18 protein-coding genes are annotated in these 13,912 nt (G+C 72.0%); 9 read left to right on the top strand and 9 right to left on the bottom strand.

Going from position 1 to position 13,912, the window contains the following annotated elements; genetic code table 11:
• Positions 1 to 11: 11 nt before the first annotated feature.
• The 4 genes from ACLQ29_RS30520 (at position 12) to ACLQ29_RS30505 (ending at position 4,385) form a co-directional block, all read left to right on the top strand.
• Entirely contained in the window at positions 12 to 818 is an 807-nt protein-coding gene (locus tag ACLQ29_RS30520; protein WP_425774849.1) for an aminoglycoside N(3)-acetyltransferase, read from the top strand.
• On the top strand, positions 815 to 1,564 hold the full coding sequence (locus ACLQ29_RS30515) for a sugar isomerase domain-containing protein (protein WP_425774848.1): 750 nt from the start codon (positions 815 to 817) through the stop codon (positions 1,562 to 1,564). Before ACLQ29_RS30520 ends, ACLQ29_RS30515 begins: the two co-directional genes overlap by 4 nt.
• Positions 1,565 to 1,771: 207 nt before the next feature.
• Positions 1,772 to 2,275: a DUF6328 family protein gene (locus tag ACLQ29_RS30510; protein ID WP_425774847.1), complete on the top strand. Its 504-nt coding sequence runs from the start codon at positions 1,772 to 1,774 to the stop codon at positions 2,273 to 2,275.
• A gap of 103 nt (positions 2,276 to 2,378) precedes the next feature.
• Positions 2,379 to 4,385, top strand: coding sequence for an acyl-CoA dehydrogenase family protein (locus tag ACLQ29_RS30505; RefSeq protein WP_425774846.1), 2,007 nt, complete (start codon positions 2,379 to 2,381; stop codon positions 4,383 to 4,385).
• Positions 4,386 to 4,501: 116 nt separating this feature from the next.
• Here the strand turns inward: ACLQ29_RS30505 and ACLQ29_RS30500 are convergent, their stop codons facing one another.
• From ACLQ29_RS30500 to ACLQ29_RS30465, 8 genes are all read right to left on the bottom strand, one after another.
• Positions 4,502 to 4,669: a hypothetical protein gene (locus ACLQ29_RS30500; protein ID WP_357244553.1), complete on the bottom strand. Its 168-nt coding sequence runs from the start codon at positions 4,667 to 4,669 to the stop codon at positions 4,502 to 4,504.
• A 175-nt stretch (positions 4,670 to 4,844) separates the two neighbouring features.
• Positions 4,845 to 5,453: a hypothetical protein gene (locus tag ACLQ29_RS30495; RefSeq protein WP_425774845.1), complete on the bottom strand. Its 609-nt coding sequence runs from the start codon at positions 5,451 to 5,453 to the stop codon at positions 4,845 to 4,847.
• Positions 5,454 to 5,504: 51 nt separating this feature from the next.
• Positions 5,505 to 5,903 carry a Fur family transcriptional regulator gene (locus ACLQ29_RS30490; RefSeq protein WP_425774844.1) on the bottom strand — a complete coding sequence of 133 codons (399 nt, stop codon included), beginning with the start codon at positions 5,901 to 5,903 and terminating at the stop codon, positions 5,505 to 5,507.
• Positions 5,900 to 6,199 (bottom strand): ArsR/SmtB family transcription factor, encoded by a 300-nt coding sequence (locus ACLQ29_RS30485; RefSeq protein ID WP_355030824.1) that lies wholly within the window; start codon positions 6,197 to 6,199, stop codon positions 5,900 to 5,902. The genes ACLQ29_RS30490 and ACLQ29_RS30485 overlap by 4 nt, the downstream gene beginning before the upstream one ends.
• 36 nt (positions 6,200 to 6,235) lie before the next feature.
• Positions 6,236 to 7,108, bottom strand: a complete 873-nt coding sequence (locus ACLQ29_RS30480; protein WP_425774843.1) for a metal ABC transporter permease — start codon at positions 7,106 to 7,108, stop codon at positions 6,236 to 6,238.
• A 3-nt stretch (positions 7,109 to 7,111) separates the two neighbouring features.
• Positions 7,112 to 7,873 carry a metal ABC transporter ATP-binding protein gene (locus tag ACLQ29_RS30475; RefSeq protein WP_425774842.1) on the bottom strand — a complete coding sequence of 254 codons (762 nt, stop codon included), beginning with the start codon at positions 7,871 to 7,873 and terminating at the stop codon, positions 7,112 to 7,114.
• Positions 7,870 to 8,811 carry a metal ABC transporter substrate-binding protein gene (locus ACLQ29_RS30470; RefSeq protein WP_425774841.1) on the bottom strand — a complete coding sequence of 314 codons (942 nt, stop codon included), beginning with the start codon at positions 8,809 to 8,811 and terminating at the stop codon, positions 7,870 to 7,872. Before ACLQ29_RS30470 ends, ACLQ29_RS30475 begins: the two co-directional genes overlap by 4 nt.
• 54 nt (positions 8,812 to 8,865) lie before the next feature.
• Positions 8,866 to 9,123, bottom strand: coding sequence for a hypothetical protein (locus tag ACLQ29_RS30465; protein ID WP_204941554.1), 258 nt, complete (start codon positions 9,121 to 9,123; stop codon positions 8,866 to 8,868).
• Positions 9,124 to 9,152: 29 nt separating this feature from the next.
• Here ACLQ29_RS30465 and ACLQ29_RS30460 point away from each other — a divergent pair, with 29 nt between their 5' ends.
• The 3 genes from ACLQ29_RS30460 (at position 9,153) to ACLQ29_RS30450 (ending at position 11,492) form a co-directional block, all read left to right on the top strand.
• Positions 9,153 to 9,494 carry an antibiotic biosynthesis monooxygenase family protein gene (locus tag ACLQ29_RS30460; RefSeq protein ID WP_425690065.1) on the top strand — a complete coding sequence of 114 codons (342 nt, stop codon included), beginning with the start codon at positions 9,153 to 9,155 and terminating at the stop codon, positions 9,492 to 9,494.
• A 24-nt stretch (positions 9,495 to 9,518) separates the two neighbouring features.
• Complete coding sequence (locus ACLQ29_RS30455) at positions 9,519 to 9,998, top strand: hypothetical protein (protein WP_425774840.1); 480 nt, start codon at positions 9,519 to 9,521, stop codon at positions 9,996 to 9,998.
• Between the two features lie 114 nt (positions 9,999 to 10,112).
• On the top strand, positions 10,113 to 11,492 hold the full coding sequence (locus tag ACLQ29_RS30450; protein ID WP_425774839.1) for a glycine--tRNA ligase: 1,380 nt from the start codon (positions 10,113 to 10,115) through the stop codon (positions 11,490 to 11,492).
• 103 nt (positions 11,493 to 11,595) lie between these two features.
• On the opposite strand, the gene ACLQ29_RS30445 is transcribed toward ACLQ29_RS30450, so the two are convergent.
• On the bottom strand, positions 11,596 to 11,859 hold the full coding sequence (locus ACLQ29_RS30445) for a hypothetical protein (protein ID WP_425774838.1): 264 nt from the start codon (positions 11,857 to 11,859) through the stop codon (positions 11,596 to 11,598).
• Between the two features lie 340 nt (positions 11,860 to 12,199).
• Here ACLQ29_RS30445 and ACLQ29_RS30440 point away from each other — a divergent pair, with 340 nt between their 5' ends.
• Positions 12,200 to 12,526, top strand: coding sequence for a hypothetical protein (locus ACLQ29_RS30440; RefSeq protein WP_425774837.1), 327 nt, complete (start codon positions 12,200 to 12,202; stop codon positions 12,524 to 12,526).
• Positions 12,527 to 12,603: 77 nt separating this feature from the next.
• Positions 12,604 to 13,776: a tRNA dihydrouridine synthase DusB gene (gene dusB, locus ACLQ29_RS30435; RefSeq protein WP_425774836.1), complete on the top strand. Its 1,173-nt coding sequence runs from the start codon at positions 12,604 to 12,606 to the stop codon at positions 13,774 to 13,776.
• The last annotated feature ends 136 nt before the right edge of the window (positions 13,777 to 13,912 follow it).

Raw genomic sequence — 13,912 nt, 5'->3', positions numbered from 1 at the left:
GGAGGGGCACCGTGACGACGAACACCAGCGGTCCGGGCACTCGCCGTTCGATCGCGGCGCAACTGCGCCTGCTGGGCGTACGCCCCGGGGCCACGCTGTTGGTGCACGCCGCGCTGCGTCCCCTGGGGTTCATCTGCGGCGGGCCGCACGCGGTGGTGCTCGCCCTGCGCGACGCGCTCGGCCCGGACGGCACGATCGTGGTGCCCACCCACACGCCGGACAACAGTGACCCCGCGCAGTGGCGCAACCCCCCGGTGCCGGCGGACTGGTGGCCGCTGATCCGTGCCGAGATGCCGGGCTTCGATCCGGCGGTGACCCCCAGTCGATACATGGGCGCGGTCGCCGAGACGGTTCGCGGCTGGCCCGGCGCCCTGCGCAGCGTGCATCCGCACGTGTCGTTCGCCGCGCTCGGGCCGGCCGCCGAGCAGGTGGTGGCCGGGCACGGCCTGGCCGACATGCTGGGTGAGGGCTCCCCGCTGGCCCGGCTCTACGACCTGGACGCCGACGTCCTGCTGCTCGGCGTGGACCACAGCGTGAGCACGTCGCTGCACCTGGCCGAGTACCGCTGCCCGGGTTCACCCCGCGAACGGGTGGGTGCCGCGGTGCGGACCGGCGACGGTGGCCGGGAGTGGGTGTGGTGGCAGGACGTACGGCTCGACGCGGACGACTTCGCCGTGTTGGGCGAGGACCTGGAGGCCACCGGGGCGGTTCGTACCGCACCTGTCGGCGCTGGGACCGGCAGGTTGATGCGCCAGCGGGCGGCTGTCGACTTCGCGGTGCGCTGGCTGGACCGGAATCGGACGACGGAGGACGCATGACGGTGAGTGCCGAGGCCTACCTGGCCGTGGTGACCGAGACGATCGGCCGGGTGGCCGCCAGTCAGCGGGAGGCGGTGGGGCGGGCCGCCGACCTGATCGCGGACGCCGTCCGCGCCGACGGGGTGGTGCACGCGTTCGGCACCGGGCACTCCGAGGCCCTCGCCATGGAGATCGCCGGCCGGGCGGGCGGTCTGGTGCCGACCAACCGGATCGCGCTGCGCGACCTGGTGCTGCTCGGCGGCGAACCGGCCGATCGGCTCGGCCCGCTGCTGGAACGGGACCCGTCGGTGGCGCACCGGCTCTACGAGTTGGCGCCGGTGCGGCCCACCGACGTCTTCGTGCTCGCCTCGAACTCCGGGGTCAACGGCGCGATGGTGGAGTTCGCCACGCTCGTCAAGGCACGCGGGCACGGCCTGGTGGCGATCACCTCCGCGCAGCACTCGGGCCGGATGACCTCCCGCCACCCGTCCGGGCGCAAGCTGGCCGACCTCGCCGACGTCGTGCTCGACAACGGCGCTCCGTACGGTGACGCGACGCTGCCGCTGCCCGGCGGCGGCGCGGTCGGCGCGGTCTCCTCGATCACCGCGGCGCTGCTGGCCCAGCAGGTGACCGTGGAGGTGGTGGCCCGGCTGCTGGCGGTGGGGGAGCGGCCGCCGGTCTACCTGTCGGCCAACATCCCGGACGGCGACGCGCACAACACGGAGCTGGAGGCCCGGTACGCCGGTCGGATCCGACGCGGGTCCTGAGGCCGTCGCGGGGCGGGCGCCTCGCCGCACCTCCGTGGCCGACGGGCGTCGCCGGCCGTTCCGGCGTCGACTCGGTCGACCGCTGACGTGTGAACCGGTGATGAACAACGGATGTCGTGAACCCGTTTCGCGCTCAGCCGGGTGGGGCATTGGCGTTGCTGCCGGCGGCCGGGACCGCCGGCAGTAGCGTCGCACCGGAGGTAGCGCGTGTCCAAGGAGACCGAGAAGCAGCGTTGGCAGCGTAATTTCGCCGACCTGTTGCAGGAGTTGCGGGTCGCACAGACGGGCGTGCAGATCCTCTTCGCCTTCCTGCTCACCCTGCCGTTCAGCAACGGGTTCACCGAGACCACGGAGTTCCAGCGGGACGTCTACATCGTCGCGCTGCTCGCCGCGGCCGCCGCCACCGCGATGATCATCTCGCCGGTGGCGTTCCACCGGGCGCTGTTCCGGCAGGGGCGCAAGCCGGAGCTGGTGCGCTTCGCGCACCGGATGGCCACCGGCGGTCTCGCCTTCATGCTTGTCGCGATGGTCAGCGCGGTGCTGCTGATCACCGACTTCGTGCTGGACCGGCCGATCGCCTTCCTGCTCAGCGCGCTGACCGGGCTCTGGTTCCTGACGTTCTGGGTCGCCCTGCCGTTCGCCCGCCGCAACTGGGGCGAGGACGACATCGACGACGAGGACGACGACCCGGACGAGGTCGCCGGCCGCTGATCGAGCAGTTCTCCACCGAGCGCTACCCCTGGGTAACACCCGGGGGTAACGTGACAGTAGTCGCACACGTCGAGCAGCCGCACCGAGGTTCGAGGGGGCAGCCGTGACCACGACACAGGACGGTCGACAAGCACCGGACGGACCGGATTCCGTAACCACCCCGCAGACCGCCGGGGCCGCCGCGCCGCTGCCGGCAGAGGCCGGGCAGGTCTCGGAGAAGGAGGCCCGGCGGGTCGCCGAGGCCGCCCGCGAGTCCGCCTGGGACCGACCCAGCTTCGGCAAGGAGTTGTTCCTCGGCCGCCTCCGCCTCGACCTGATCGACCCCTGGCCCGAATCCGATCCGGACGACGTGGCCCGCGCCGAGGAGTTCCTCGGTCGGTTCCGCGCCTTCCTCAGCTCCGAGGTGGACGGCGCGGCCATCGAACGCGACGCGTCCATTCCGGACTCGGTGTTCCACGGCCTGGCCGACCTCGGCGCGTTCGGCATGAAGATCGACCGGAAGTACGGCGGGCTCGGGCTGAGCAACCTGCACTACTGCCGGGCGCTGATGCTGGCCGGCTCGGTCAGCCCGGCCATCGGCGCGCTGCTCTCCGCACACCAGTCGATCGGGGTGCCGCAGCCGCTGAAGATGTTCGGCACCGCCGAGCAGAAGCAGCGTTTCCTGCCCCGGCTCGCCGCCGGCGAGGTGTCCGCGTTCCTGCTCACCGAACCGGATGTCGGCTCGGACCCGGCCCGGCTGGCCACCGTCGCCGAGCCGACCGAGGACGGCACCGGCTACCGGCTCAACGGGGTGAAGCTCTGGGCCACGAACGGCATCGTGGCCACCCTGCTTGTGGTGATGGCCCGGGTGCCCGCCACCGAGGGGCGCCGGGGTGGGATCACCGCGTTCGTGGTGGACGGGGACAGCGCCGGCATCACCGTCGAGCGGCGCAACGAGTTCATCGGCCTGCGCGGCCTGGAAAACAGCCTCACCCGGTTCCACGACGTGTTCGTGCCCGCCGAGAACGTCATCGGCGGCGAGGGTAAGGGGCTGAAGATCGCCCTGACCACGCTGAACACCGGTCGCCTGTCGCTCCCGGCGATGTGCGTGGGCGCCGGCAAGTGGGCGCTGAACGTGGCCCGGGGATGGGCCGCCGACCGGGTCCAGTGGGGCCGGCCGGTGGGCGAGCACGAGGCGGTCGCGCAGAAGCTCTCCTTCATCGCCGCCACCACCTACGGCATGGAGACCATGCTCGACCTGTGCTGCCTGCTCGCCGACGACGACCGCAACGACATCCGGATCGAGGCCGCGCTGGTCAAGCTCTACGCCAGCGAGATGGCCTGGAAGATCGCCGACGACCTGGTCCAGATCCGCGGCGGGCGCGGCTACGAGACGGCCGACTCGCTGGCTGCCCGCGGCGAACGCCCCGCCAACGTCGAGCAGGTGCTCCGCGACCTGCGCATCAACCGGATCTTCGAGGGCTCCACCGAGATCATGCACCTGCTGATCGCGCGGGAGGCGGTCGACGCCCACCTGTCGGTGGCCGGCGACATCATCGACCCGGACGCGGGGCTGGGCCGCAAGGCACGCGCCGGCGCCCGAGCCGGCGCCTTCTACGCGAAGTGGCTGCCCACCCTGGCCGTGGGTCGGGGGCAGAGCCCGTCGGCGTACGGCGAGTTCGGGCCGCTCGCCGCGCACCTGCGCCAGGTGGAGCGCTCGTCGCGCAAGCTGGCCCGGTCGACGTTCTACGCGATGTCCCGCTGGCAGGGAAAGATGGAACGTAAGCAGGCGTTCCTCGGCCGTGTGGTGGACATCGGCGCCGAGTTGTTCGCGATGTCCGCGGTCTGTGTCCGGGCACGATCCGAGCGGGACAGCCGCCCGGAAAATGTCGAGCTGGCCGACCTGTTCTGCCGGCAGGCGCGGGTGCGGGTGGACGCCCTGTTCTCGGCCCTCTGGGACAACACCGACTCGGTCGACACCGCCGCCGCGAAGCGGATCCTCGCGGGCCGCTACGCGGGCCTGGAGGAGGGCGTGATCACCCCGTCCGACGAGCTGCCCTGGGTGGCCGGCTGGTCGCCCGGCCCGTCCACCGCCGAGGACGTCCGCCGCCGCATCCCACCGAAGCCGTGACCGCGCCGCCCGTCGTCAGGCTGGGCGGTGGCCGTGCCGTCGGGCGTCAGGTCGGGCCCTGGTCGCGCCGTCCGGTGCCACTGCGGGTCGGGCCGGCGCGGTGGTGACGCTGCGGGTCAGCTGGCGATCGCCCAGGCCAGCACCGCCGCCAGGATCAGTCCGTTGAGCGCCGCCAGACCCAGGTACGCCGCGGAGGGGATCTTCTTGCCCCGACGGACGAATGAGACCAGGACTGCGGCGTAGCCGAGCAGCAGGACGGCGATGACGACCAGGAAGTAGAACACCCGAAGACCTTAACGGTCCCCGCCGCGCCTACCGAGGTGGCGCGGCGGTCGGCACCGCCGCTGCCATGACCGCGGTCACCGGCTGAGCGCCGGTCGCCGACGCGAGTGGTGGTCGGCGGCACCTGTGGTCGGCGGCCCCTGTGGTCGGCGGCCCCTGCGGTCGCGGGACGTCGCGTCAGCGGGTCCGGCCGCGCAGGCCGAGGTGGCGTAGCTCCAGCGCGGCCAGCGCGTCGACTGTCTGGTCGTCGCCGCGCCGCCACGCCTCGGCCACGTCGGGGCCGAGCCGGGTCAGCCGGCCCAGCGGCTGGGTGGCCAACGCCCGCAGGGCGAGCAGGTCCCGGCCGGCCGGCCCGGCGGCCAGCTTCGCGGCCGACCCCGCCCGGCGCATCCAGCGCAGCCGCAGGGGCAGCCAACCGAACAGCACAAGGCCGAGCGGGAAGATCAACACCGCGATGGCGAGGGCGAGGGCGAGCTGGTCGACCAGGTGCTGCTGGTCGCGGCCGGCGTCGGCGAGCCCCCGGGCGGCGTCGGCGGCCCGCTGGAAGGGCGCGGTCAGCTCGTCGCCGACAAGCGGCACCCGGCGGACCTTGCCGCCGGCGTCGGCGAGGTTGTCGGCGAGGCCACTGCCGGCACCCTCCAACTTCTGCCCCGGTACGGCGAGCTTCTGCACCAGGTCGTGCAGCCACAGCGCGCCGCGGATCGCCGCGTACACCCAGGCGACGACGAGCAGGTCGGTGAGCAACTGGCGGGCGGCGGTCGGAAACCGATCGGCATAGATTTTCACGCCGGACAGCGTGTCACGAACCGAGCGCTCCCGGCAGGGCCGGATCAACGGTCAGGGGGCACAGGTGGGGCAGGTGCCGAAGATTTCCAGGGTGTGGCTGACGTCGGCGTAGCCGTGCTGCGCGGCGACCCGGTCGGCCCAGCTCTCCACGGCGGGCCCGGCCACCTCCACGGTGTTGCCGCAGACCCGGCAGACCAGGTGGTGATGGTGCCCCTCGCTGCACCGGCGGTAGAGGTGCTCGCCACCCGGCGGTCGCATCACGTCGATCTCGCCGGCGTCGGCCAGCCCCTGCAGAGTGCGGTAGACGGTGGTCAGGCCGACCCGCTCGCCGCGCTGGCGCAGCATCGCGTGCAGGTCCTGGGCGCTGTGGAAGCCGGCCATCTCGCCCAGCAGCGCACTCACCGCCGAACGCTGCCGGGTGTTGCGCACCGCGGCGCCGTTCTCGCTCATGATCCCTCCCCGGCGTGGCTGACCGCGTCCGCCACGATGTGCGCGACGTGCTCGTCGACCAGGCTGTAGGCGATCTCCCGACCTCGACGGGAACCCCGCACCACCCCGGCGCCGCGCAGCACCCGCAGATGCTGGGAGACCAGCGGTTGCGCGGCGCCGAGTTTGTCCACCAGCTCGTGCACGCAGCGTTCGCCGCTGGCCAGCTCGCTGACAATGGCCAACCGGATGGGCGCCGACAGGGCGCGGAGCAGTTCGCTGGCCCCGTCGAACCCCTCGTAGCCTGTCGCGCTGGTCATTGCGCAACGGTACCCATTACCGCGACGGCTCGTGGATCAGGATCGGCCCAGCACGACCTCGTGCGGTTCCGCTGCCGGCGCGGGGGCCGGCGTCGACCGCCTGCGCAGCGTCCGCCAGACCCCACCGGCGACGGCGACCGCCAGGAAGGAAGCGATCGCCACCAGCACCACCGAGGCGCCCGGCGCGGTGTCCGCCGTGGCCGCCACCCAGACACCGGAGCCGGCGGCGAAGAGCCCGAGTGCCATCGCGGCCGTCATGGTGCTGCGGAAACCCCGGGTGACCTGCTGGGCGGTGGCGACCGGCACCACCATCAGCGCGCTGATCAGCAGCACCCCGACGGCCCGCATCGCGATGGTCACGGTGACCGCGGTGGAGACCGCGATCAGCAGGTTCAGCGTGCGCACCGGCAGGCCCGAAACCCGGGCGTACTCCTCGTCGTGGCTGACCGCGAAGAGCGCCGGGCGCAGCGCGATCATCGTGACCAGGATCGCCGCGCCGAGCACCGCGATGGTGATCACGTCGGCCAGGGAGGTGGTGATCAGCGACCCGAACAGGTAGGCGTTGAGGTTCGCGCTCGTCGCGTCGGAGAGGCCGACCAGCAACACGCCGCCCGCGATGCCGCCGTAGAAGAGCAGGGCCAGGGCAAGATCACCGGAGGTACGCCCACGGGCGCGGACCACCTCGATGGCGATCGCGCCGGCGGTGGCGACGAGCACCGCGACCAGCACCGGCGAGCGGTTGAGCAGCAGGCCCGCGCCGACGCCGGTCAGCGCGACGTGGCCGACACCGTCGCCGATCAACGCCAGTCGGCGCTGCACCAGGTAGATGCCGAGCGCCGGCGCGGCCAGGCCGATCACCAGCGCGCCGATCAGGGCATGCTGCATGTAGGAGTACTGGAACAGTCCCATGGGTCAGTTGCTCCACAGCCCGGCGGGCTCGTCGTAGCAGTGCGGGTGCACGTGGTCGTGGTCGGGCTCCGCGTGATGGCCGGCCGGGTCCGGCACCGCGCCGTCGTGCGCGATGCGACCCTCGTGCACCACCACCGCCCGACTGATCACCGGTCGCAGGGGGCCCAGCTCGTGGGCGACAAGCAGCACCGTCCCGCCACCGGCGACGAAGTCGCGCAACGCGGCGGCGAACGCCTCCTGGCTGGCCGCGTCGACCCCGGCGGTGGGCTCGTCGAGGACCAGCAGCTCCGGTTGGCCGGCCAGGGCGCGGGCGATCAGGGTGCGCTGCTGCTGGCCGCCGGAGAGCGTGGCCACCGGGTCACCGGCCCGGTCGGCGAGCCCGACCGCGAGCAGCGCGGTGTCGACGGCGGCACGGTCGGCGCGACCCGGCGGGCGGAACACCCCCCGGCGGGCCAGCCGCCCGGAGGCCACCACCTCACGAACGGTCGCGGGCACCCCGCCGCCGGCACCCAGCCGCTGCGGAACGTACCCGATGCGCGCCCACTGCCGGAATCGGCGCAGCGGCCGGTCGAAGAGGGCGACCGAGCCGGCGCTGAGCGGCACCAGCCCCAGCACGGCGCGGATCAGGGTGGACTTGCCGGAGCCGTTCGCACCGAGCACCGCGACCACCTCGCCGGCGGTCACGGTGAGCGAGATGTCCCGGAGCACGGGGCGGCCGTCGTAGCCGACCACCCCGTGCTCGACGGTGATGACAGGTGAGGTCACGAGCAGCCCAAGGCCGTCTGCAGGGTCCGCAGGTTGGTACGCATCACCGAAAGGTAGTCCCCGTCGCTGCCGGCGGCGAGCCCTTCGATCGGGTCCAGCACGGCGGTCTTCGCGCCGACCTGACCGGCGATGGTCTCGGCGACCTTCGGGCTGACCAGGGTCTCGAAGAAGATCGTGGTGGCGTGGTGCTCCTTCGCCTCCTCGATCGCGTGCGCCAGCCGCTGCGGCGAGGGCTCGACGTCGGGGCTCAGCCCGGTGATGCCGACCTGGTCGAGCTTGTAGCGGTCGGCGAGGTAGCCGAACGCGGCGTGGCTGGTCACGATCTCCCGTCGCTGGCAGGTCGCCAGGCCGTTCCGGAACTCGCCGTCCAGGGCCGTCAGGTCGGTGCGCAGCGCCGCGGCGCGGGCGGTGTAGTCGGCGGCGTGCTCCTTGTCGGCCTTGCCGAGCCGCTGGGCGAGCTGGTCACCGATGGCGGCCAGCCGGGTCGGGTCGAGCCAGACGTGCGGGTCCTTGCCGGCGCCCTCCTCGGGGTGCTCCTCCTCGCCCTCGTGGTTGTGCCCGCCGGCTGTCGCGTCCAACAGCGGCTGCACGCTCGTCACGTCGAACGCCCGGTCGCCACCGTTCTGCGTGACGGCGTCGTCCACCGCCGGCTGGAAACCCTTCAGGTAGACGATCAGCTCGGCCTCGCTGACCTGGCCGACCTGGCTGGGGTTGAGCTCCAGGTCGTGCGGTTCGGCGCCGGGCTTGGCCAGGTTCGTGACCCGGACCGCGTCGCCGCCGATCCGCTCGGCCAGGAACTGCAGGGGGTAGAACGCGGCCACCACGTCGACCCGTTTGGGGTCGGCGCCGCCGGCGCTGGTGGAGCAGCCGGCCCCGGCGCCCAGGGCGAGCAGGGCGGTCGTGGCGGCCAGGACACGGAAGGTGGTGCGGTTGCTCATGTCGTCAACTGTCCGTGGCAACGATAATGATTGTCAAAAACGCATGATTGCATGTCAGAGCAGCTTCGCGAGGCCCACCGTCACCAGCAGGGTCAGCATCACCAGTCGAATCAGCCGGGTCTGCGGCGCCTGAACCGCCCAGGTCGTCGCCAACAGGGCGATCAGGACCGCGGCGAGCGCGAGCGTCAGCAACCCGCCGACCACCCCGGGCGTGAAGAACGCCACCAGCACCACCACCAGGGTGAGCAGGAACACCGACGTCGGATTCGCCCCGGCCAACCGAGCCAGCAGAGGGCGCTGCGTACGCTGCATCCCACAGACTCTACGAGGAGGGACCCCCGTTGCTGGTGACCAACCGGTTCGTGGTTGACATCGATGTCGCCGACGACTTCACCGAACGGGCGCACGCCGCCCTCACCGCGCTTGCCGCCCGCCCCGGCTACCTGCGCGGTCAACTGGTCCGGGCGCTCGACGACCCCCGGTACTGGTCGCTCGTCACCGAATGGGAGTCGGTCGGCACCTACCGCCGGGCACTGGGCGCCTTCGAGGTCAAGGTCAGCGCCGTCCCGCTGCTCGCCGAGTCGGTCGACGAGCCCTCCGCGTACGAGGCGCTCGCCACCGCCGCCCCCGGCGGGGCCGTGGTCGTCGCCGAGAGTGATCGGGCTGCGGGTCCTTACCGCTGAGCCGCCGGACACTACGCTGCCCCTATGACCGCACCCGCCCCGCCACCCGGTCCCGGCGTGGCTCCGCCGTTCGCCGCGCCGCCCACCGAGGGCCGCCGGACTCGGCTCTGGATCGGCCTCGGCATCGGCGCGCTCGCCGTGGTGCTCTGCTGTGGCGGGGGCGGCAGCGCCGTCATCGGCCTGGCCGTGACCGGCGTGCAGGCGGTCGGGGAACAGGCCCGCACCGTGACCGGTGACTACTACCAGGCGCTTGTCGAGCGAGACTACGGGCGGGCGTACGAGCAGCTCTGCGACGACGCGCAGCGGCGCGAGTCCCAGCCCGAGTTCGAACGGCGTGCGGCCGCCGAACCGCAGGTCACCGCGTTCCGGCTCGGTGAGGTCGACGCCATCAACCTGACCGTGCCGGTGGACGTGAGCCTCGCCGGCGGCGACCGGGAGCAGCAGCAGGTCAGCCTCGGCCGCGACGGGCAGACCGGCGGCGTGGAGGTCTGCGGGGTCAGCTGACCCGCCCCCGGTATTCTGCTGGGCTCAGGGCGGCGGTGGTCGTACCGTTGTCCCGGACCGACCGAATCATCCACATCTCGCCCCCGCCGACCGCCAGCCGGCGTAGGAGGAAACATGCCAGCCGACCGTATCGATGCCGTCGTCAGCCTTGCCAAGCGTCGAGGCTTCGTCTTCCCCTCCAGCGAAATCTATGGAGGCACCCGATCGGCGTGGGACTACGGCCCGCTCGGCGTGGAGCTCAAGGAGAACGTCCGCCGGCAGTGGTGGAAGAACATGGTCCAGCAGCGTGACGACGTGGTCGGCCTCGACTCCGCCGTGATCCTGGCTCGCAAGGTGTGGGAGGCGTCCGGCCACATCGCCGAGTTCGTCGACCCGCTCACCGAGTGTCAGTTCTGTCACAAGCGCTTCCGGGCGGACCACCTGGAAGAGGCGTACGCCGAGAAGCACGGCAAGCCGCTGACCTCGCTCGCCGAGCTGAACTGCCCCAACTGCGGCAACAAGGGCACCTTCACCGAGCCGAAGATGTTCAACGGCCTGATGAAGACCTACCTGGGCCCGGTGGAGAGCGACGAAGGGCTGCACTACCTGCGCCCGGAGACCGCGCAGGGCATCTTCGTCAACTACAAGAACGTGGAGACGGTCGCCCGGAAGAAGCCGCCGTTCGGCATCGCCCAGACCGGCAAGTCGTTCCGCAACGAGATCACCCCGGGCAACTTCATCTTCCGGACCCGCGAGTTCGAGCAGATGGAGATGGAGTTCTTCGTCGAGCCGGGCACCGACGAGCAGTGGCACGAGTACTGGCTCCAGGAGCGCTGGAACTGGTATCTCGACCTCGGCCTGTCGGCGGACAATCTGCGCCTCTACGAGCACCCCAAGGACAAGCTGTCGCACTACTCGAAGCGGACGGTGGACATCGAATACCGCTTCCAGTTCGGCGGCACCGAGTTCGCCGAGCTGGAGGGTGTCGCCAACCGCACCGACTTCGACCTCTCCACGCACAGCAAGCACTCCGGCGTCGACCTGTCGTACTTCGACCAGACCAAGAGTGAGCGCTGGATGCCGTACGTCATCGAGCCGGCCGCCGGTCTGACCCGCGCGGTGCTCGCCTTCCTGCTCGAGGCGTACGACGAGGACGAGGCGCCGAACACCAAGGGCGGCGTGGACAAGCGCACGGTGATGCGGTTCGACCCACGGCTGGCGCCGGTCAAGGTGGCGGTGCTGCCGTTGTCGCGCAACGAGGCACTGTCGCCCAAGGCGAAGGACCTCGCCACGCTGCTGCGCAAGCGCTGGGTGGTGGAGTTCGACGACTCGCAGGCGATCGGTCGCCGCTACCGCCGGCAGGACGAGATCGGCACCCCGTTCTGCGTGACCGTCGACTTCGACACGCTCGACGACAACGCCGTGACGGTACGCAACCGGGACACCATGGCCCAGGAGCGGGTCTCCCTGGACGAGGTCGAGCGCTACCTGATCGAGCGCCTCCCCGGCTGCTGACGTAACTCCGAAGGCCCCCTCCCGACTGCGGTCGGGAGGGGGCCTTTTGGTGGCCTGACCAGGGGCGGGACACGTCGGCGACTCGCAGGCCGATGAAATTAACTCAATGCCATCTTTCGATATCTTGGGTTTCGATCGGAAGAAGGTGGGATGACATGGCTAAGCGGCTTTCCGTCCTCCGTTTGACCGCTGCGGCGGCGATCGTCGCGGGGCTCCCGGCGCTCTCGGGCTCCACGGCCCACCACACCGGCGTCCGGCCTGCCCGTGCCGAGGCTGCCGCCCAGGCCGCGCCGCCGCCGAACGCGTCCTCGGTATGGCACGGGTCGACCGGCGCGGTCGCCACGGCCACGTCGGGCACGTCGGGCACGTCGGGTCCGTCGGGTCCGCCGGGTCCGTCAGGTCCGTCAGGTCCGTCAAGTCCGTCGGGCACGTCGGGTCCGGCGGGTCCACCGGGCACGTCGGGTCCGCTGGGTTTGCCGGCCACGCCGGGTCTGCCGGCCACGCCGGGCCCGTCGGCCACGCCGGGCCCGTCGGCCACGCCGGGTCCGCCTGGAGTGCCGGCCGCGTCGTCCGCGTCGGCCGTGCCGGCCGCGTCGGGGACGCCGGCGGCGTCGTCCGTCGGAGGGATGATCGAGGCTGGCCAGGGGAGGCTCGAGCCACCGGTCGCATCCCGCCGCGCCCCCGCGCGGAGCGCGCCCCCGCGGCCCGTGACACGTCTCACCCCCGTCACGGCGATCCACTCGCAGGCCAAGATCGACAGCGGAGCGCTTGTCACCTGGACGACCTCGCCGACGTGCCTCCTGGCGGGGCACGACACCATGGGGTGGGCGTGGCTGGACGACCTCCCGGCCGGGAGGGTGGTGCGGGTCGTGTCGGGGCCGTGCGCGGGCACCTACCAGGTGGTCGGGCACCGGTGGCAGCCGCGCAAGGGCGGCGCAATGCCGCACTGGGCGAGCCGGTACGACCTCGTGCTCCAGACCTGCACGGGGAAGAGCGGGACGGGCTTCAGCACCGCCCGACGGCTGGCCCGGTAGGCCCGGCCCCCGGGGCGTCGACCCGAGCGCCCCCCGCGCCCGGCAAAGGGGGAGGAACCCCTCCGTATACTTGCCGGGTGAGTGATGTCGCGGTGGCGGCCGGACGCCCGTTGACCCTCGGTGGCTACCAGGTGTGGCCGCCGGTGGTGCTCGCGCCGATGGCCGGGATCACAAACGTCGGCTTCCGCCGGCTCTGCCGTGAGCAGGGCGGCGGCATCTACGTCTGCGAGATGATCACCACCCGGGCGCTCGTGGAGCGGAACCCGAAGACCCTGCACATGATCGCGTTCGGCGACGACGAGAAACCGCGCAGCCTCCAGCTCTACGGCACCGATCCGGAGATCACCGCCGCCGCTGTCCGGATCGTCGTGGAGCGCGACCTCGCCGACCACATCGACCTCAACTTCGGCTGCCCCGTACCCAAGGTCACCCGGCGCGGTGGCGGCGCGGCGCTGCCGTGGCGGCGCCGGCTCTTCGCCCGGCTGGTGCGGGCCGCGGTGGACGCCGCGGCGCCGGCCGGGGTGCCGGTCACGGTCAAGATGCGCAAGGGCATCGACGACGACCACCTGACGTACGTCGAAGCCGGGCTCGCCGCCCAGGAGGCCGGCGTGGCCGCGGTGGCCCTGCACGGGCGGACGGCGGCGCAGCGCTACTCGGGCACTGCCGACTGGGACGCGATTGCCACGTTGAAGCAGGCCCTCGACGTGCCGGTGCTCGGCAACGGCGACATCTGGGAGGCCGACGACGCGCTGCGGATGGTCGCGCACACCGGGGTCGATGGCGTGGTCGTCGGGCGTGGCTGCCTGGGTCGGCCATGGCTCTTCGCCGACCTGGAAGCCGCCTTCAACGGCCGGTCGGAACGGCGACTGCCCACCCTCGGCGAGGTGGCGGTGGCCATGCGCCGGCACGCCGAGCTGCTTGTCGACCAGTTCGTGGCCGCCGCCCGCAACCCCACCCGGGGTGAGCGGGACGGCTGCGCCGATTTCCGCAAGCACGTCGCCTGGTACCTCAAGGGCTTCCCGGTCGGCGGCGAACTGCGCCGCTCGTTGGCGATGATCGAGAGCCTGGCTCAGCTTGACGACCTGCTCGGCAAGCTCGACCCGACCGAACCGTTCCCGCTGACCGCCCTGGGTCAGCCCCGCGGGCGTACCAACTCGCCGGGCAAGGTCTTCCTGCCGGATGGTTGGCTGGCCAGTCGCGACGACGACGCCGTCCCCGAGGGTGCCGAAATGGACGACTCCGGCGGCTGAGCCCCTGGCCGCCCAGATCTTGGGCACTTTCCGTTAACGGAAAGTGCCCAAGGTTTTCGGTGTGTGCGGGTGTCAGCTGGTGGCGTAGCCGCGGGTGGCGATCCAGTCGGCGAGGTGCTCGACGCTGATCTGGTAG

The organism is Micromonospora sp. DT228, assembly GCF_049841595.1.
Lineage (GTDB): Bacteria > Actinomycetota > Actinomycetes > Mycobacteriales > Micromonosporaceae > Micromonospora.
Note: the sequence above shows the minus strand (reverse complement) of the source record. Positions and strands in the feature narration are given on the sequence as shown.